This window comes from Enterococcus sp. DIV0682 (assembly GCF_051712685.1).
GTDB classification, from domain to species: domain Bacteria; phylum Bacillota; class Bacilli; order Lactobacillales; family Enterococcaceae; genus Enterococcus; species Enterococcus faecalis.
The window spans coordinates 2,316,628-2,333,135 of record NZ_JBIOPK010000001.1 but is presented as its reverse complement, the minus strand read 5'-3'; the positions used below and the strand labels follow the sequence as shown (position 1 = coordinate 2,333,135).

The following is a 16,508-nucleotide window of genomic DNA, read 5'->3' as shown; positions in this document are numbered from 1 at the left end:
ATGAATGCTGGTTACGTCAAATTGTATCGTAAGGTAATGGATTCATTCGTATGGACTAATCCTTACATGTACAAATTGTGGAACTTGTGTTTGATGAAAGCTAGCCACGAAAACAGAAAATTTCTTTTTAATGGAAAAGAAATATGGTTGAACAGCGGAGAATTCGTCACAGGGCGCGACGCAATAACGTTTGAGATGAATAAAGGTGTCAAACGTGAACATCAAGTGAACAGCGGTTCTGTATGGAGATGGTTAAAACGATTTGAAAAAGAAGGAATGTTGAACATCAAATCAACTACGAAATACAGCGTCGTATCAATAAATAACTGGGATGATTATCAAGCAAGTGAACATCAAGTGAACATCAAACGAACAACAAGTGAACAACAAGTGCACACAAACAAGAATGAAAAGAATGATAAGAATGAAAAGAATATTAATAACAACAATAAAGGGTCGTCCATTCGTTCAATTTGGGAAAACAACGGATTTGGATTGATGTCGTCTAAAACTATGACCGATTTTGATTATTGGATTTCTGATTTTGAAAAAATCGGAGCTAGTCAAAAAGATGCTGAACAATTAATTGTTAAAGCTATTGAAATTGCTATTGATGCAAACGCAAGAAACTATAACTATATCAATGCCATATTGAAAGATTGGGAACAAAGAGGGTTCAAATCTGTTGATGAACGAGAAGCGGCAAGGAAGCAAAAGAAAACAACCAAGCAACAGAAATCAAATACAGGTCATTTGGATTACGATGATCTTGGATTTTAGGAAGTGAAAGAATGAAGTCGGCATCAGATGGATTTTCAAAAATGATTAAAACATTGCTTTATATCACACCTGATCCATGTCCAGATTGCGGAGGAAATCTTTATGCGTGGCGTGCCAAAAATAAAGATGGGTCCGATAGGTGTCCGCCAACTTGCATGGAATGTGGCTATAAAGCACGCAAAAAAGCAGAAGACCTTGAAACAGAGAAAATGTTTAACGATAGTTTGAAAGCCAGAGCAATTAATTACCTGAAATATAGCTCACTTTATACCGACAAAAATTTAATTAATTGTCGTTTTAAAACTTACAAAACAGTAGACACAGAAACTAAGCTTGTTTTTGAAATTGCAAATCGAGCCACAACTGAAATTCTTTTGAATAAACCAATTCATATGATTCTTTCAGGCAAAAGTGGTGTTGGTAAAAGTCATTTAGCTATGTCAACGGCTTGGGAAGTGTTGGAGAAATCAAACTATGATAAACGCTGCTTATTTATTAGCTATGCGGAACTCTTAGAACAGCTAAAATTTGCGATGAATGATGAGCAAGCCAGAAAAGAGATAACAGGTAGTTTGATGGCAGAAATCAAAAGCGCAGATTTAGTAGTTCTGGACGATTTAGGAGCCGAGTTGGGAGTTAAACAAATTAATGATAGGAATAAAAGTACTAACTTCAATAACGACACCTTGAATCGCATTGTAGAAGCTCGGCAGAATAAAGCAACTATTTTTACTACGAACTTAACTGGTAAAGAAATGAGTCAAGCCTATGGTGAGAGAATCCTTTCTCGCATCATGAGTAATTCACAAGGATTCGTGATGAAAATTGAGGGGACATCAGACAAACGAGTAGCAGGCATCTAAAATATTATTTTTAGCGAATATATTCAGCGTAGAACAGTTCTACAATCAAGCGAATATAAATAGGTGTAAAGAAAGAAAAAAGGCTTAAAACGCATTTTAAAGCCTTAAAAATAAATCGATAGAAAGGAGAATTATTCAATGCCGTATGTAGTAAAAATTTCAGCCTATCTTGGCAAAGATGGTTGGCCAGTAGCTAATTTAAAAGATGCTGTGCTATTTGAACAAAAAGAGACAGCAGCTATCGCAACAATCGTATCTGGCGGAACCGTTTCAGAAGTAAAGGAAGCCATCATAATGCCAGAAAAACCGAAGAGGCACACAGTAAAAGCTACCAAAGTAGACTTTAAAAAGGACCCAATCGAAAAAGTAACAAAAGATAACCAAGCTTGGATGAAAGGGGCTAAATAAGAATGAAGTGTGTTAGATGTCAAGATCAGCGTGTGATTTGGGGCAAAGATAGATTTAATTATGCAACGCCCGTTCCATGTCCTGAATGCAATAAAGATGGAAAAGCAGTTCGAGCGGAAACTGCGACCAAGGAAAGGGAGTTAAAACAATGCAATCACCAACAGCCCTGAATAAGCGAGGAAATAAAGTCACGATTGATGGTTACACATTTGATAGCCAGAAGGAAGCTAACTTTTATACAAAGTTTGTCAAAAATTGTGGGTTGCCTTTTGAAGTTCATCCGCGTTTTAAACTAACCGAACTTACACCAACTGCGGATGGTATAGGCAAAATTTCGGCGATAGCTTATTCACCTGATTTCATCATAAAAAACTTAGATGGAAGTTGGAGACATGTCATTGATATAAAAAACTCTTTTGGCGTGTATGGCATTGACCAATCCGTTAAGCTTCGTTTTCGTCTATTTGCCCTTAGATATGGTCATCCAGTTGAAGCGATTGTTGTTCGTGCTAGAGATTTTAAAGTGATCACACAAGGTGTAACTAAGCCTTTAAACGAAAAAAGACCATTCATAACCGATAATTTCGATTACGAATGGAAAGATGCAACTAATTATTAAAAGAAAGTAGGAAAATAAAATGACAAAACAAGTAAATTTCAGACCAGAATTAAAGAAAGCTACATCAAAAGGAAATGGAAATACAGAAGTGTTATTAGTGGTTAGCAACGCTTCATTAAAAGGAAAATATGAAAGTTTAAACGAATTTTTAGGCAAAACAGTATCAACGACCATCGAACCAGAAACAGTAGAATACAAGGTACCAGTTAACAAGCAGACCAATAAGCCGAATGTCGAATATGTTGTAAATAACGACGGGACAGTTGAAGTTCTAAAAGAAGAACAAACTTCTTTAGAAATGGGCGATGATGTGCAAGGAGTCGAAGAAGTTGCTGTGCAAGTATCGAAAGAAACCATTGACGAATTCATCAAGAAAGCAACGACTATCGAATGGCCAGAATCAGTAAAAATCAACGTTCGTGGTGTGTTGCATCGGATCGATGAAGGGGAAGCGCTAGAAGAAATTGCGGCTGATCATGAGGTTTCGGTTGAGAATCTAATTAATCAAGTGGAAATCGCACGCCAACATTTTGCGCCGTTTGCTGATTCTTGGAGCAAAAATAAAGAGAACATCATTTTCCCAGAAAAGACAGTTGAAGATGATGAAGAAGAAATCGAAGAATAATCTCGTAGAAAGTGAGTGTTCATTTTGCTTGAGATTTATTACACGCCAACATCCGCAATAATTGCGGATGCCCTGGCTAAAACATATGAAGTCGTTTCTTTAGAAACAGCTAGAAATATTGCCAAAAAATTTAAGGCTAGTTTAAAGCAGAAAACGGACCTTTATGTGATTGAGGGAATTTTGATTGATGCTGGTTATAAAAAAGAGCCAGTGAATTTGTGAGAAAGGAGTGGAGGTTTGGTCGACCACAAAGAATTCTTTACTCCTTTGAAATTATGAAATTAACAACAGAAAAAATAAATGAACTGCTAGGTGTTGATGATGCCTACAAAGCGCCAGAAGCGCTCATGAATATATTACTAAGTCGTGATAAGCGAGAAATCGTGTTTAACAAATTTTTAGAAATAGAAAAGGATTTAACTTTCGATTGGTTTCACGAATATTTTCAAGACGAACACGCTGATCGAAAAGTCAAGAAACAAGATTTTACGCCAAATTCCATTGGCGAAGTGATTGCAAAAATCGTAGGTCCTGGAAGTGGATTGACACATGAAGTAGCTTCTGGGACAGGTGGAATGATCATACAAAAATGGCGAACAGACAGACTATCTATTGGTTTTTTTGAATATAAACCATCAATGACTTTTTACGATTTAGAGGAGTTATCTGATAGAACCATTCCGTTCCTTCTGTTCAATCTTGCTATTCGTGGGATGAATGCCACCGTAGTCCACGGTGATTCGCTAGACAGAAAAATAAAACAGATTTACTTTTTACAAAATTCAAAAGATGATTCGTTGGCTTTTAGCGATGTAAATGTTATGCCACACAGCGATGTGGTCACAAGAGAGTTTCAAGTCAGAGAATGGCTAGAAGAGGCTATCGACCACATCGAAAGTCCCAGCATGTTAGGAGGAGAAAACGAATGAGTAAACGCCCCAGACTTTTTACTGGCTATTTTTTAGAATGGATTGAAACTTACAAAGTCGGTGCAATTAGAGATATCTCAGTTAGTAAATATTATATAGCCCACAAACACCTTACTGAAATTTGCCCTGATTTAACGATAGATAAATTAGATAGAAAGGCTTATCAAAGCATTCTTAATGAATACGCTCTGACACATGAGCGGCAGACAACAATGGATTTTCATCACCAAATTGGCAGCTGTGTAAGAGATATGTATCACGAAGGATTAATTAAACGTGATCCAACCTACAAAGCGATCATCAAAGGAATACCGCCGAGACCAAAAAAGAAAAAATTCCTGCAAAAAGGCGAACTACAAAAGTTGTTGAGATCACTAGAACTTGGGGAAGGGATAAATATGGATTGGTTCATTTTACTGGTTGCAAAAACAGGAATGCGCTTTGCGGAAGCCATTGCGTTAACACCAGCTGATTTTGATTGGACCAGAAATACCGTCAGCATTAATAAAACATTGAACTACAAAAATTCTACAATGTTTTTTCAGGATACGAAAAACAAAAGTTCTGTTAGAACGATAAGCATTGATTGGCAAATAGTTGGTCAGTTTAAACCGCTCATTGAAAACTTGCCTCAAGATGAATTGATTTTTGTAAATCGAGATGGACAGACAGGCAAGTATAAACGAATTTTTAATTCAACATACAATTCCCACCTGATCAGAAAATGCAAAGAATCAGGAATCACTGTCATCACAATGCACGGACTTAGACATACGCATGCAAGTATTTTACTCGCTGACGGGGTGTCAACTCATAGCATAGCTAAACGTCTAGGTCATTCAAGCGTGACTACTACTCAAGAAACATACATGCATATAATTGATGAATTGCAGAGTAAAGACGACGAAAAGATTCTTGGTGCATTGATGCAACTTTCCTAGTGTGGTGATTTTATGTATAGAAAATGGACAGAAGACGAACTAGTGTATTTAGAGTATTTCGTTTTTGAAAACGATACTCAGCTAATTGAAGCTTCTAAGTACTTGAACAGGAGCATCAATGCGATTAGAAAAAAATTGTGCAAAATGCGAAAAGAAGATGATTTTAGATGCTACATGCACCGTCTATGGTCTGAAAAAGAGGATGAGTTCTTAAAAAAGCACTATTTATCTATGAAAAATAAGTATATAGCTAATAGGTTAAATCGTACAGTTGGAGCTGTTGAGTTTAGGGCTAAAAAATTAGGGCTGACAAAGCACAAGAAGATTAAAGAACTAGATACAGAAATCCGACGTTTGATTGACGAAGATTACTACCTCAGCCAAATATGCACAAAATTAAACATTAAGATGTCGTCTCTAATTGCACATTGCCAACGTGAAAAAATCCCCTATAAAAAAATGCCTAGAACTGAGTATAAAAACTATGGTAACCACGTTTGGAATGTGCAAGATAAAGTGAGATTCCAAGAATATTTAAGCAAACAAGAGTTGAAAGCGAGTGAAGAAGATGATTCCAAAGTTTAGAGCGTGGGACGATATTAACGAAAAAATGATTTATGACTTTTACAGAGAAAAAATCGAAAAAGTTGACGGTTGGTATAAAGGTGAATTAGTCGTTAGAAATAAAAATGAAATTCACTGTGATTTATTGTATTCGTCAAAGGAGGAATATCTTTTCAGACATGTTAAAGAGTTGCCACTGATGCAATCTACTAGCTTGAAAGACAAGAACGGCGTTGAAATTTTTGAGGGTGATATTGTTCAGTATCGAGATGGAGAATATAGCTACCTAGGTATCGTTAAAAGAGACTGTTATCAATTTTTTATCGATGGAATAGAACCAGATGACAACTATGATTTTATTGATGTTTCTAATACTTTTGATGGAACTAGTTCTTTAGAAACAGCTAGAAATATTGCCAAGAAATTTAAGGCTAGTTTGAAGCAGAAAACGGATCTTTATGTGATTGAGGGAATTTTGATTGACGCTGGTTATCAAAAAGAGCCACTGAGTTTGTAAGAAAGCGAGTTAAGAAGATGATTCCAAAAATAGAAGTATGGTAGATCGATTACAACAAAAAAACAGCCACGAATGGCTGTTTAAATCAATTGTACATTAGTTCATTGCACCTGTCGTTTGCTTGAACGAGGGTACTGAATTTTTCAATGTCAATATCTAATATCGATAAACATAGTTCAATGTTTCTTAGTTCTTTTAAATTTAATACGGCGTAAAAATGTGGAATCAAAAAATTGAGAGGAGTAACTTTTTGCGGTAGATTTGCTTTAATACGTGAAGAATACAGCCGATAGTTCAAGCTATAAACTTTGACGGGATAAAAATTAGTATTCATACGAACACCTACTTTCTGTCACTATTTAAGAGTAACACGAAATGTTAGTAATGTCGGTTGCAAAATGTAAATATAAAGAAACCTTAACAAAAATATTTTAGATAGAGAAATATAAAAAAAGCCAGCCGACCACTGGCTGACTAAGAAGAATATTTTACCAGAAAAGTGGTAGCTTGTGATATGTGAGGTTACTTTGCCCCAAACATTGGTCACAATAAAAATATTTTATCATGAGTAAAGAAAGCTGCCAATAAAAAAAGCCGGATTCCTCCGACCGTGGGTAATATTCTCGACACGAATATTATACCATAAACGGGGGAATCAAAGGATGGTACTTTTTGACGTAAAGAAATATGAAACACCAGATGCAAAGGATGTAGACATGGAACAAACTAAACATAACGTAAGTGTGTTCCTGTCTGCCTATCTTGCTGCTAGATGTCGTGTTGGCCAGCCGAGGGAACCAAAAGTAACAGCTTCATTCTCTTTGGTTCCACCATCAACGGCCAATAACGTTTTCGAAGCCGAGCAAATGTTAATCCAGAAAGAAGAAGCCCAAGAAGAGTTTGATTACCTTCATAAGCTTTTTGTTAGAGGTTATTCTGCGATTCAGCATCCGCACAAACCAGATGTTACTGAGCGAAGAAAAAGAATTTTCTATGACCGTTATATCAATGGCAATCCAATCTATCTAGCGGCACAACGAAACTGTATCAGTGAAGAATCAGTGAAACAAGAATCTAACATGATCATTGTTCAATTTGCTTCGGCACTGGAACTGGTTGCATTTAAGTAGCCATTTATTACACTTTTTATACCTCTTTTATACACTTTATCTACACTTCATATACCTTTGAAACAGGTTATTATGATAGTGTCAAAAAAATAAGAAATGCGACACACTTACACAAAATTTAAACGGAACGATTGCCTACTTATTTTTTTGATTGGAGATTACAAGAAAGCAAAAAAATTCTACTTTCTTCGTTTAGTCACTTGTGATCTCATTTAGATTCTCTCGCAAACCACAAATTATAAAACTAAAGAAGTGAGGTGAATTTCCTCTCTCTTTTTTCTACAGGTTTGCGAGAGTTAATGGAGCATAGCTTAATCGGTAGAGCAGCGGTCTCCAAAACCGTTAGTATAGGTTCGAGTCCTATTGTTCCAGTAAGTGGCATAAGCTGCTTAAATAATATAGATCGTCAATGAATGTTCGGACAAACAAATTGGCGCTACTACCTTTCACGAGGGCTGCATTTATATGCAGTCTTTTTTGTTTTAAGTGTAGTAGAGTTTTCATTTTGAAAGGGGATTAACAAAACAATGCGTGTATTAATTAGAAGTTCAGCATCTGGTAAAGAGTATTGGGATACCGAAGAAAAAAGAAATGTGTTTGTTCCTAAAGGCCAAGAACCTGATTTTGAAGTTACTGAAAATCCTGAATCAATGCTAAGTAAAGAAGCTGATTTATATGTTGGTGGCTTACCAATTACTGTTGGGAATGTAACGATTGATACTGATGGAATAAAAGGCGAACGATTATTAACAACTGCAAGTGCTGCTGATGATGAAGAACAAGATGAGATTGTTCCGTCTGATGATGAATCTGTTGTATTAGAAGAAATGAATGTAAAAGAATTGCGTGAATATGCAAAACGAAAAGGTATTGAGATTCCAAGTGCTGTACGTGCAAAAGGTGAAATTCTCAATATTATTAAAGAATCTGAATAATGCGCTATTGTCAGTTTGAAGGTTGTTCTAATACAACAGAAAAAGGAGCTTATTGTTCAGAACATGCTAGGAAGTCAAGAAAAAAGAAAAAGCCAATCAATGTTTATCATCATGACAACAAATCATTTTATCGAACAAAAGAATGGCAAGATGTCGCTGACTTTGTCTATGAAAGAGAAGGTGGTTGCTGTCAAAGATGTGGCCGTTTTGTATTTGGAAGGCAAGCACATCGACATCATGTGATTCCAATCAAGAAGAACGAAATGCTCAAGCTTGATCCAAACAATATTCGTTTGTTATGTCCGAAGTGTCATGTGATTGAAGAAAATGAAGCAGATGAGAAAAAAGTTTTTGCATCTTATTTTAAAAAATGAAGCCCCCCTATCAAATTTGATTCAAAATTTTTGTCGGGGGATAGGGTAGGGGGCAGTCACGCGTGTCGTTAGGTCAAAAATTTTAAAAATAAAAGGGGGGTGTATAAAAAAATGACCACAAAAGCGCAACGCAAAGCGATTATTGATGAAAAAGTTAATCACGAAAAAACGCGAATTTTAGAAATTATGCGCAAGTCTGATTTATACACTATTACTCTTGATCCATTGATTGAATCATACTTGGATATTTTTGAAGTTTACCAATACAAATACATGCTGTGGAAAGAAAAAGGATTTCCCGAAACCCAAAAAACAACAAACAAGGCTGGAGCTACTAACAATAGCAAGCATCCACTAGCGCAACAAGTCGAAGTTTGGGCCGATAAAAAAATGAAAGCATTGGATTTATTAGGATTGACCAATAAGTCAAAAACAGGCAGACAAATTACTGGTGGTTCAACAGCTAGAGCAGATGAAGAAATGAAACGGCCAGAAGAAAAGCCTGTAGATGAATTGGCAGAACATCGGAAAAAATGGCGTAAAAAGGCAGGGAATGAAACATGATTGAACCTGGTGTAAATTATGCTGATTTATTTGCGGAAGAAGTTCGAAAACATCCTAAGAAATATCCGAAAACGGTTCGTTTAGCAATAGATCGTTGGTATCGATGGAAGAAACGAAAAGATATTTGGTTTGATGTTGATCGTGCAAATGAAATGATGGACTGGGTAGAATCTTTTATTGTTCATACAAAAGGCGATATGGTAGGTAAACCATTTCTTTTAGAGCCATGGGAAAAATTCATTTATTCTTGGATTTATGGCTGGGTAAAAGAAAATGAAAAAGGGCAAGTAGTCCGTGTTACTCGTGAGGCATACGTACAAATACCAAAGAAAAATGGGAAAACATTAATAGCCGTAGGGGCGTTGGGATATGCTATGTATGGCGAAGGTGCCTTATCTGTCGATTGCTATGCATGTGCTTCTGATTTTGCGCAAGCTCAGTATGCTGCTAAGCCTTTTGCCGCTACTATCCTAAATAATCCAGTGCTATTAGATGGGACTAAAATATTTAAAGGTCCAAAAGGCACCGTTTCAAGTATTACGTATGACTATTTACATGGAGATATGGCTTATACAAATAAGTTTATTGTTCAGACAAAAAACATTGATAACATAGAAGGTTCCAATCCATATTTTGTTTTAAATGATGAGCTGCATAAACAAGAGAAAATGGAGCAGTACGATAACTTTAAATCTGCACAAATTTCATTGCCACAGCCGTTAATGTTTAATATTTCTACAGCTGGTAAAGGAAGTAGTTCGGTTGGTATTCGTGTTTATAAAGAAGCAAAAGAAGTTTTGAAGCGTGATGATAATGATTCAAACTTTGTTTTGATTTATGAACCAAATAAAGGATACGATTGGACAGATAAAAAAGTTTGGGAAATGTGCAATCCTAACTGGGGAATATCTGTTGATTTGTCTGCTTTAGAATCAGCCTTTAAAACTGCGCAACGTTCCGCTCACTCGAAAGCTGAATTTTTAACGAAGCATTTAGATGTGTTTGTGAATGGTGCAGATAATTTCTTTGAACAAGATCAAGTGGAACCGTGTTTGGTTCCCACAAATGAATTAGGAAACTTAAGTGGCGAGCCATGTTGGATTGGTTTGGACTTATCTAAAAGCCGAGATTTAACTTGTGTATCATTAAATTTTCCTACATGGGATGCCGAAGGAAAAGCGATACTCAAAGTAAAACAATTATATTTTATTCCTAGTGAAAATATTGATTTTCGAGAAAAGGAAGATAATGTGCCGTATTCTGAATTAGCAGAACAAGGATTTGTTGAATTTTGTGATGGTAAGTTAATTGACCAAGAACAAATATTTCATTTTATTGAAGATTGCATGGATTTTTATGATGTTCAACAAGTTAATTATGATCCAGCGATGAGTGACCGATTAGTTGAAAAATTGGAAAATTTAGGCTTGGAATGTGTGCAAGTTGATCAGTATGCAAGAGTATTGAACTCGCCGCTTGAAGATGCCGAGCGATTATTTTATGAGCAAAGGATTATGTTTGATAATCCTTTATTTTTGTATTGCGCTTTAAATGTGGTTGTCAAAATGGATTTTCAAGGCCGTAAAGTACCAAGTAAAAACCAGTCAAAGAGAAAGATCGATGGATTTGTTGCTTTCCTTTGTGCGCATAAGGAAACAATGGATCAAATGATTGATGTCAACGAAGATGATATGGATGAATATTTAGATTCTATCTATCGATAATAGAAAGGCGGTGAGATTTTGAAGCTAAGAGATAGACTTTCAAATGCTGTATATGGATTTTTGGAAAAGCGTGGCTGGATTGAAGATATTTATGGCAATGTAACAAGATATTCACAACGTTTTGTTAACGATTCTTCTATTATGGAATCGTCTGATGTTTATGAATTGGTACAAGATATTTCTAATCAAGTTGCACTAGCAGAGCCAGTAGTGATTGGCCCTGATGGCGAAGAAGTCAAAAACCATTTCTTGCTAAACATATTGAAAAATCCTAATGATTATTTAACTGGTTTTGAATTTGCAAAGCTTGAAACAAATACATTGTTAATCAATGGAGAAGCTTTTCCTATTACAGATAATGACCAGTTACATTTAGGATATGGTGTTCAAACGAAATTAGATGATCGTTTGATTGAAAAATTTTCAATGAATGGCCAACCAATACCAGGGAGTATGATTCGTCATATAAAAAATATTGGTGTGGATTCCTTAAAAGGTGCTGGAATTATTGATCTTGCAAAAAGCACGTTAGAAGGCGTTTTAAGTGCTGAAAAGGTTTTGACAGAAAAATATAAGAAAGGCGGCTTGCTCGCTTTCTTGTTAAAGCTGGATGCGCATATCAATCCAAATAACAGCGCTCAACAAAAGATAGTAAAAGCTATTTTAAATCAGTTGGAAGAAACGCAAGATAATGATAGTCATTCAGTTAAAATGATTCCTTTGGGCAAAGGATACTCAATTGATACTTTAAAAAGCCCAATTGATGATGCAGCTATTCTTAATTATTTGGGTGTTTACAAAAAAGACCTAGGAAAATTTTTAGGAATAGATGTAAATACTTATCAAGCATTAATGAGAACAGATATTGAAAAAGCAATGATGTATCTGCACAACAAAGCAATTAAACCAATATTAAAAAATAAGAGCGAGCATTACTCGGCTCTTTTTTTTGTACCTAATTCTGGTTATCGAGTGGAATGGAAAATTAATATTTTGGACTTTGTACCTTATTCCACCAAAACAAATATTGGGTACAACATTGTTCGAACAGGTATTACCAGTCCTGATAATGTGGCAGAAATGCTTGGTTTTCCTAGACAAAATACTGAAGCAACACAAGCCGTCTATATTTCAAATGATTTAACGGAAATCGGCAAAAAGAATGCTACCGATAATTCATTGACAACAGAGGATGACTTGAAGGGAGGTGGTAAGAATGAAGAAACAGGAAATTCGGACATTTGACATCACAAACCTTAAAACAAGAAGCGAAGAAGATAGTCAAACACAGATTGTTACTGGCTATGCGGCGGTGTTTAATAGTCCAACAGAATTATGGGAAGGCCTAAATGAAGTGATTAAGCCTGGAGCTTTCAGTCGTGCTTTGTCAAATTCTGATGTTCGTTGTTTATTCGATCATGACTGGGGCAAAGTATTAGGGCGCACAAGAAGTGGAACTTTGAAACTTGAAGAAGATGATAAGGGACTACGATTTGAAGTTGAGTTGCCCAATACAACCGTTGCCAATGACTTGATTCAATCAATGTCACGTGGGGACATTAATCAGTGTAGCTTTGGTTTTTATCCAACGGAAGAAACTTGGGATTATAGTTCAGACCCAGTTTTAAGAACTATCCATGAAGTCGAATTGTATGAAGTTTCTATTGTTTCTTTACCTGCTTATGAAGATACAGAAGCAGCACTATCAAGAAACAAACAAGAAATGAAGCAAGATATTAAAACTAGAAAAAAATTAATTGAAAAAATCAAAACAGCGCTTGAAGCGTAGGAGGAATTTATTATGAACAAAGAATTATTGCGTCAATTACAAGCTCGTCACGAGAAACGATTAAGTGATTTACAAGGCAAAATTGAATCTGGAGAAGTGCGTGAAGTAGATTTAGATTCAGTTAATGAAGAAATTGATGGTTTAATCGATGAATTAAAAGCCATTAAAGCTGAATTAGGGGATGATAATTCAGAATCTGGTGATGGTGAAGGCGATGACGGAACCGCTAAATCTGATAATACTGATGATGAAAATAAAGAAGATCGTGAGAAAGATACGAACGGAAACAACGATGATAAAAACGAAGAAAATCGTGGCGGCATGATTAGCCAAGAACAGCGTGATGGCTTGTTACGCACAATTCATGAAGGAATGGAGGCTAGAAATGCGATGTCTAATGAACAACGTGAAAAACAAATTCGTAAAGCATTTGCTGATTTTGTTATTGGTAATATTTCAGAAAGTGAAGCACGTGCATTAGGTATTGAAACAGGCAATGGTTCAGTGACAGTACCAGAAGTAATTGCATCCGAAGTGATTTCTTATGCTCAAGAAGAAAACTTATTGCGTAAATACGGAACAGTGATTCGCACGGCTGGCGATGTGAAATATCCAATTCTTGTGAAAAAAGCAGAGGCTAATGTAAACAAAAAAGAACGTACGACAGATATTGCTGAAACAGCGATTCAATTTGACGAAATTTTACTTGATCCAGCAGAATTTGATGCATTGGCAACTGTAACGAAAAAACTATTAAAAATGTCTGGTGTGCCAGTAGAAGATATTGTTGTAGAAGAATTGAAAAAAGCATATGTTCGCAAAGAAATTAATTATATGTTTAATGGCGACGATGCAGGAAATGAAAACCCAGGAGCTTTAGCTAAAAAAGCTGTTGCATTTGAAAAACCTGTAGATTTAACAGCTGCAGGTGCTGGTCAAAAATTATATGATGCATTGATTGAATTTAAAAATACACCAGTAACAGAAGTAATGAAAAAAGGTCGTTTTATTATTAATCGTGCAGCTTTAACTGCTATTGAAAAAATGAAAACAGATGATGGATTCCCATTGTTACGACCATTCACGCAAGCAGAAGGTGGTATTGGTTATCAATTAGTTGGTTATCCAGTTGATTGGACCGATGCAGCAGATAAAAAAGGTGAACCAGATACACCAGTATTATATTTTGGTGATTTTTCTGCTTTCAAAATTCAAGAAGTTATTGGAGCGTTAGAAATTCAAAAATTGGTTGAAAAATTCTCTGGAAAAAATCAAGTTGGTTTCCAAATTTACAACTTGTTAGATGGCCAATTAGTTTACTCACCATTCGAGCCAGCTGTTTATCGTTATGAAATTACAAAACCAGTAGGTGGTTAATGTGAATAACGAAGCTGAAACATTATCTTTAGAAGAAAAATTCAAAGCACATATTCATTTTGAAGAGGGGATGGATGATTCCATGCTCTCTTTTTATTTAAATATGGCAAAAAATTATGTAAAAACTGCAACTGGAGGGCAAGAAGAATATTTAATTTTGATGGTTGCTGGTATTGCTTATGAATATCGTGTTTCAGAAGATGAATTAGATAAGGCGTTGAATGCGATCACGCCATTTATCATCCAAGGAGTGATTCAACATGCCGAAGAGGCAGACGAATAGGTTTCGATGGAAAGCGGACTTGCTAAATGTAAAAGAAGAAACAGATTCGAACGATAAAGTAGTTACGACCTATAAACTTAATAGGCTTTTATGGTACGAAGATATTGGAGTAACTGCACAAGAAAAATATCTTTCACAGCAAGCCAAAACAGACGTTGTCAGACGGATTAAAGTGAGATTGGATAAATCTATCACAGAAAAGTTTAGCGCTGTTAGAATCGATTCTGTGACCTATAAAATCACTCGTATTTACACAAATATGGATAAACGAGAAATGGAGTTGAGTTTGGCTTATGTCGATTAGTTTTGAAAAATTGAGAATAACTCTGAAATCAGTAGGCGTACCTGTGACACGTGATAAAGCGGAAAAAGGAACGGACTATCCATATATTGTTTATTCAAATGTTAGTCAAGGTAAAAAAATGGCATCGTCTAAAGTGCATAGACGAATGCCCTACTATCAAATCTCTTTTTATACAACAGGTACTGAAAAGGATTTAATTGCTTTAGAAAATGCATTGGAGGAAGCTGGTATTCCTTACACTGATTTTGTAGGCATTCAAGGCGATGAAAATGATGATACTGTGACAAATTTTTACACATATGTGAGGTGTATTGAAGATGGAAAATAATAATGGTTTTGCAGATATGGCAGACTATTTAGGAAAGCTTTCGCAAGTAGATGCGACAAAATTATCAATAGAATCATTAACCGCTGCAGCTAATTTTTATATGGAAAAATTACTACCCAATATACCTAAATCGCTTCTAAAAAAGAAGCACATGGTTGATCAAGTGAAAGTAAATATTAAAGATAATGAAGTACAAGTAGCTTTTGAAGATACAGCTTTTTATTGGCGATTCGCTGAAAATGGAACAGTAAATCAAAAAGCGCAACATTTTGCCAGTGGAACATTTGAACAAAATAAAGATCAAATTGAAAAAATTATGACTCAACAAATATTAGATTTATGGAAAGGATGAGTAAATTGGGAAAACAAGATGTGTATTATTTTGAAGGCTTAGATGACATCTTAATTGCCATGATGACCACAAAAGATGCAGTAGGTACAGAACCAGCATTTGGCGAGGTTGTTCGTTTGCCAATAGCCACAAAATTGGGAATTAAAGGAAATGGAACAGCTTTAGAAAAATGGGCATCAAGTAAAATGTTCCGACGCGTAAGTCGTGAAACGAAACATGAAATTGCGCTAGATCATGTGGGCATTCCTATTGCGGTGATGGATGAAATAAAAGGATTAATCGCTCAAAGTGGAGTGACTTTTGGTAAAAACACTGCGCGAGAATTTCCTTATTTTGCCTTTGGGTTTATCGGAAATATTGAAAATGGTGGAAAAAAAGCTGTTTGGTATCCTAAAACGCAGTTATCAAATGTTATTGATGAAGAATACACTACTGCAGAAGATGAAACCAAAATTGATGATGTAACTGCTAACTTTGTTTCAACTGGTTTAACATACAATAATGTTATGTATTCAAGTTTTGATTCTAATCGGGATAGTGCTTCAATAGAACTATTTGAAAAATTTATCGCACAACCTGTTTATGACGAAGAACAATGGAAGAAACTAGCAGGTCCTTCACGTGGAGGTGGCAGTGAATAATGGCAAAATTAGCGGATTATGGGATTGTTATTTCAGATACACCCACAGTTACTATTCAAGGGCATCAGTTTCCCATTTTGTTAACGATGGAAACAATGGAGTATATTGCTGATGTTTATGATGATGACTATTCAAAATTTGAAGCAGATATGAATGAAATGATTAACAAGAGTGGTGGTCGTATTTCATCAAAAGATTTATCAGCTTCTGATTTAAAAATTATGCGTGCATTGATTTACGGCATGCTAAGAACTGGTGGATTGGAAGAAACGCCAGAAACCATTTTTAAGTTTTTAGGTATGAGTGCCACAATTGTTGAAATTTATGGTGCATGTATGGAAATATTTGCAAAGCAGAATTTTCAAGTTGAAGACTTAAAAAAATCCAAGAAGCCACAAGATTATCAAACTCCGAAAAAAAGGAAAAACAAAAAGAAAAAGCCTCAACGGAAATAGGAACGC

The 16,508-nt window shown here is 35.6% G+C and carries 23 protein-coding genes, 1 tRNA gene and 1 pseudogene; all 25 read left to right on the top strand.

The genetic code is table 11. From position 1 onward, the window contains the following. Complete coding sequence (locus IGK96_RS11250; protein ID WP_195945314.1) at positions 1-780, top strand: DnaD domain protein; 780 nt, start codon at positions 1-3, stop codon at positions 778-780. 11 nt (positions 781-791) lie between these two features. Continuing rightward, a complete protein-coding gene (locus IGK96_RS11245; RefSeq protein WP_195945315.1) occupies positions 792-1,643 on the top strand; it encodes an ATP-binding protein in 852 nt (283 codons plus the stop codon). A gap of 138 nt (positions 1,644-1,781) precedes the next feature. Further along, positions 1,782-2,051 (top strand): hypothetical protein, encoded by a 270-nt coding sequence (locus IGK96_RS11240; protein ID WP_002385648.1) that lies wholly within the window; start codon positions 1,782-1,784, stop codon positions 2,049-2,051. Positions 2,052-2,199: 148 nt separating this feature from the next. Continuing rightward, on the top strand, positions 2,200-2,670 hold the full coding sequence (locus IGK96_RS11235) for a DUF1064 domain-containing protein (RefSeq protein ID WP_002365121.1): 471 nt from the start codon (positions 2,200-2,202) through the stop codon (positions 2,668-2,670). Between the two features lie 19 nt (positions 2,671-2,689). After that, positions 2,690-3,295 (top strand): hypothetical protein, encoded by a 606-nt coding sequence (locus tag IGK96_RS11230; protein WP_438756154.1) that lies wholly within the window; start codon positions 2,690-2,692, stop codon positions 3,293-3,295. A 15-nt stretch (positions 3,296-3,310) separates the two neighbouring features. After that, a complete protein-coding gene (locus tag IGK96_RS11225) occupies positions 3,311-3,517 on the top strand; it encodes a hypothetical protein (protein ID WP_002395701.1) in 207 nt (68 codons plus the stop codon). Between the two features lie 53 nt (positions 3,518-3,570). Then, positions 3,571-4,224 (top strand): N-6 DNA methylase, encoded by a 654-nt coding sequence (locus IGK96_RS11220; protein WP_174125540.1) that lies wholly within the window; start codon positions 3,571-3,573, stop codon positions 4,222-4,224. Next, positions 4,221-5,165 carry a tyrosine-type recombinase/integrase gene (locus tag IGK96_RS11215; protein ID WP_174125538.1) on the top strand — a complete coding sequence of 315 codons (945 nt, stop codon included), beginning with the start codon at positions 4,221-4,223 and terminating at the stop codon, positions 5,163-5,165. The genes IGK96_RS11220 and IGK96_RS11215 overlap by 4 nt, the downstream gene beginning before the upstream one ends. A gap of 12 nt (positions 5,166-5,177) precedes the next feature. Continuing rightward, positions 5,178-5,750, top strand: coding sequence for a hypothetical protein (locus IGK96_RS11210; protein ID WP_173950968.1), 573 nt, complete (start codon positions 5,178-5,180; stop codon positions 5,748-5,750). Further along, a pseudogene (locus IGK96_RS11205) lies at positions 5,734-6,144 on the top strand (YopX family protein); the annotation flags it as partial. The gene IGK96_RS11210 and the pseudogene IGK96_RS11205, both read left to right, overlap by 17 nt. A gap of 764 nt (positions 6,145-6,908) precedes the next feature. After that, positions 6,909-7,376: an ArpU family phage packaging/lysis transcriptional regulator gene (locus IGK96_RS11200; RefSeq protein WP_002380819.1), complete on the top strand. Its 468-nt coding sequence runs from the start codon at positions 6,909-6,911 to the stop codon at positions 7,374-7,376. A gap of 300 nt (positions 7,377-7,676) precedes the next feature. Beyond that, positions 7,677-7,748 (top strand) — tRNA-Trp (locus tag IGK96_RS11195). Between the two features lie 155 nt (positions 7,749-7,903). Further along, positions 7,904-8,311, top strand: a complete 408-nt coding sequence (locus tag IGK96_RS11190) for a hypothetical protein (RefSeq protein ID WP_002367268.1) — start codon at positions 7,904-7,906, stop codon at positions 8,309-8,311. Continuing rightward, positions 8,311-8,685 (top strand): HNH endonuclease, encoded by a 375-nt coding sequence (locus tag IGK96_RS11185; protein ID WP_002367266.1) that lies wholly within the window; start codon positions 8,311-8,313, stop codon positions 8,683-8,685. Before IGK96_RS11190 ends, IGK96_RS11185 begins: the two co-directional genes overlap by 1 nt. A 111-nt stretch (positions 8,686-8,796) precedes the next feature. After that, the gene (locus IGK96_RS11180) at positions 8,797-9,249 is read left to right on the top strand and encodes a P27 family phage terminase small subunit (RefSeq protein WP_002365107.1); all 453 of its coding nucleotides are present in this window, start codon (positions 8,797-8,799) and stop codon (positions 9,247-9,249) included. Next, positions 9,246-10,973 carry a terminase large subunit gene (locus tag IGK96_RS11175; protein ID WP_033781484.1) on the top strand — a complete coding sequence of 576 codons (1,728 nt, stop codon included), beginning with the start codon at positions 9,246-9,248 and terminating at the stop codon, positions 10,971-10,973. Before IGK96_RS11180 ends, IGK96_RS11175 begins: the two co-directional genes overlap by 4 nt. A gap of 18 nt (positions 10,974-10,991) precedes the next feature. Next, the gene (locus tag IGK96_RS11170) at positions 10,992-12,218 is read left to right on the top strand and encodes a phage portal protein (protein WP_002385657.1); all 1,227 of its coding nucleotides are present in this window, start codon (positions 10,992-10,994) and stop codon (positions 12,216-12,218) included. After that, positions 12,190-12,762 carry an HK97 family phage prohead protease gene (locus IGK96_RS11165; RefSeq protein ID WP_002385658.1) on the top strand — a complete coding sequence of 191 codons (573 nt, stop codon included), beginning with the start codon at positions 12,190-12,192 and terminating at the stop codon, positions 12,760-12,762. The genes IGK96_RS11170 and IGK96_RS11165 overlap by 29 nt, the downstream gene beginning before the upstream one ends. A gap of 12 nt (positions 12,763-12,774) precedes the next feature. Beyond that, positions 12,775-14,139: a phage major capsid protein gene (locus tag IGK96_RS11160; RefSeq protein WP_010711435.1), complete on the top strand. Its 1,365-nt coding sequence runs from the start codon at positions 12,775-12,777 to the stop codon at positions 14,137-14,139. Beyond that, positions 14,132-14,422, top strand: a complete 291-nt coding sequence (locus IGK96_RS11155; RefSeq protein ID WP_002385660.1) for a head-tail connector protein — start codon at positions 14,132-14,134, stop codon at positions 14,420-14,422. The genes IGK96_RS11160 and IGK96_RS11155 overlap by 8 nt, the downstream gene beginning before the upstream one ends. Next, positions 14,400-14,726, top strand: coding sequence for a phage head closure protein (locus IGK96_RS11150; protein ID WP_002365100.1), 327 nt, complete (start codon positions 14,400-14,402; stop codon positions 14,724-14,726). Before IGK96_RS11155 ends, IGK96_RS11150 begins: the two co-directional genes overlap by 23 nt. After that, complete coding sequence (locus IGK96_RS11145; protein WP_002385661.1) at positions 14,716-15,054, top strand: hypothetical protein; 339 nt, start codon at positions 14,716-14,718, stop codon at positions 15,052-15,054. The genes IGK96_RS11150 and IGK96_RS11145 overlap by 11 nt, the downstream gene beginning before the upstream one ends. After that, the gene (locus IGK96_RS11140; protein WP_002385662.1) at positions 15,044-15,406 is read left to right on the top strand and encodes an HK97-gp10 family putative phage morphogenesis protein; all 363 of its coding nucleotides are present in this window, start codon (positions 15,044-15,046) and stop codon (positions 15,404-15,406) included. The genes IGK96_RS11145 and IGK96_RS11140 overlap by 11 nt, the downstream gene beginning before the upstream one ends. Then, a complete protein-coding gene (locus tag IGK96_RS11135; protein WP_002385663.1) occupies positions 15,403-16,047 on the top strand; it encodes a major tail protein in 645 nt (214 codons plus the stop codon). Before IGK96_RS11140 ends, IGK96_RS11135 begins: the two co-directional genes overlap by 4 nt. After that, on the top strand, positions 16,047-16,502 hold the full coding sequence (locus IGK96_RS11130; protein ID WP_002380802.1) for a hypothetical protein: 456 nt from the start codon (positions 16,047-16,049) through the stop codon (positions 16,500-16,502). Before IGK96_RS11135 ends, IGK96_RS11130 begins: the two co-directional genes overlap by 1 nt. The last annotated feature ends 6 nt before the right edge of the window (positions 16,503-16,508 follow it).

What these genes read in the sequence shown, in the direction of transcription:
- IGK96_RS11180 (WP_002365107.1), top strand. Translation starts at nt 8,797, where the DNA reads ATGACCACAAAAGCGCAACGCAAAGCGATTATTGATGAAAAAGTTAAT.
- IGK96_RS11175 (WP_033781484.1), top strand. Translation starts at nt 9,246, where the DNA reads ATGATTGAACCTGGTGTAAATTATGCTGATTTATTTGCGGAAGAAGTT.
- IGK96_RS11220 (WP_174125540.1), top strand. Translation starts at nt 3,571, where the DNA reads ATGAAATTAACAACAGAAAAAATAAATGAACTGCTAGGTGTTGATGAT.
- IGK96_RS11245 (WP_195945315.1), top strand. Translation starts at nt 792, where the DNA reads ATGAAGTCGGCATCAGATGGATTTTCAAAAATGATTAAAACATTGCTT.
- IGK96_RS11250 (WP_195945314.1), top strand. Translation starts at nt 1, where the DNA reads ATGAATGCTGGTTACGTCAAATTGTATCGTAAGGTAATGGATTCATTC.
- IGK96_RS11165 (WP_002385658.1), top strand. Translation starts at nt 12,190, where the DNA reads ATGAAGAAACAGGAAATTCGGACATTTGACATCACAAACCTTAAAACA.
- IGK96_RS11145 (WP_002385661.1), top strand. Translation starts at nt 14,716, where the DNA reads ATGTCGATTAGTTTTGAAAAATTGAGAATAACTCTGAAATCAGTAGGC.
- IGK96_RS11130 (WP_002380802.1), top strand. Translation starts at nt 16,047, where the DNA reads ATGGCAAAATTAGCGGATTATGGGATTGTTATTTCAGATACACCCACA.
- IGK96_RS11135 (WP_002385663.1), top strand. Translation starts at nt 15,403, where the DNA reads ATGAGTAAATTGGGAAAACAAGATGTGTATTATTTTGAAGGCTTAGAT.
- IGK96_RS11235 (WP_002365121.1), top strand. Translation starts at nt 2,200, where the DNA reads ATGCAATCACCAACAGCCCTGAATAAGCGAGGAAATAAAGTCACGATT.
- IGK96_RS11190 (WP_002367268.1), top strand. Translation starts at nt 7,904, where the DNA reads ATGCGTGTATTAATTAGAAGTTCAGCATCTGGTAAAGAGTATTGGGAT.
- IGK96_RS11150 (WP_002365100.1), top strand. Translation starts at nt 14,400, where the DNA reads ATGCCGAAGAGGCAGACGAATAGGTTTCGATGGAAAGCGGACTTGCTA.
- IGK96_RS11230 (WP_438756154.1), top strand. Translation starts at nt 2,690, where the DNA reads ATGACAAAACAAGTAAATTTCAGACCAGAATTAAAGAAAGCTACATCA.
- IGK96_RS11215 (WP_174125538.1), top strand. Translation starts at nt 4,221, where the DNA reads ATGAGTAAACGCCCCAGACTTTTTACTGGCTATTTTTTAGAATGGATT.
- IGK96_RS11140 (WP_002385662.1), top strand. Translation starts at nt 15,044, where the DNA reads ATGGAAAATAATAATGGTTTTGCAGATATGGCAGACTATTTAGGAAAG.
- IGK96_RS11185 (WP_002367266.1), top strand. Translation starts at nt 8,311, where the DNA reads ATGCGCTATTGTCAGTTTGAAGGTTGTTCTAATACAACAGAAAAAGGA.
- IGK96_RS11200 (WP_002380819.1), top strand. Translation starts at nt 6,909, where the DNA reads ATGGTACTTTTTGACGTAAAGAAATATGAAACACCAGATGCAAAGGAT.
- IGK96_RS11160 (WP_010711435.1), top strand. Translation starts at nt 12,775, where the DNA reads ATGAACAAAGAATTATTGCGTCAATTACAAGCTCGTCACGAGAAACGA.
- IGK96_RS11240 (WP_002385648.1), top strand. Translation starts at nt 1,782, where the DNA reads ATGCCGTATGTAGTAAAAATTTCAGCCTATCTTGGCAAAGATGGTTGG.
- IGK96_RS11210 (WP_173950968.1), top strand. Translation starts at nt 5,178, where the DNA reads ATGTATAGAAAATGGACAGAAGACGAACTAGTGTATTTAGAGTATTTC.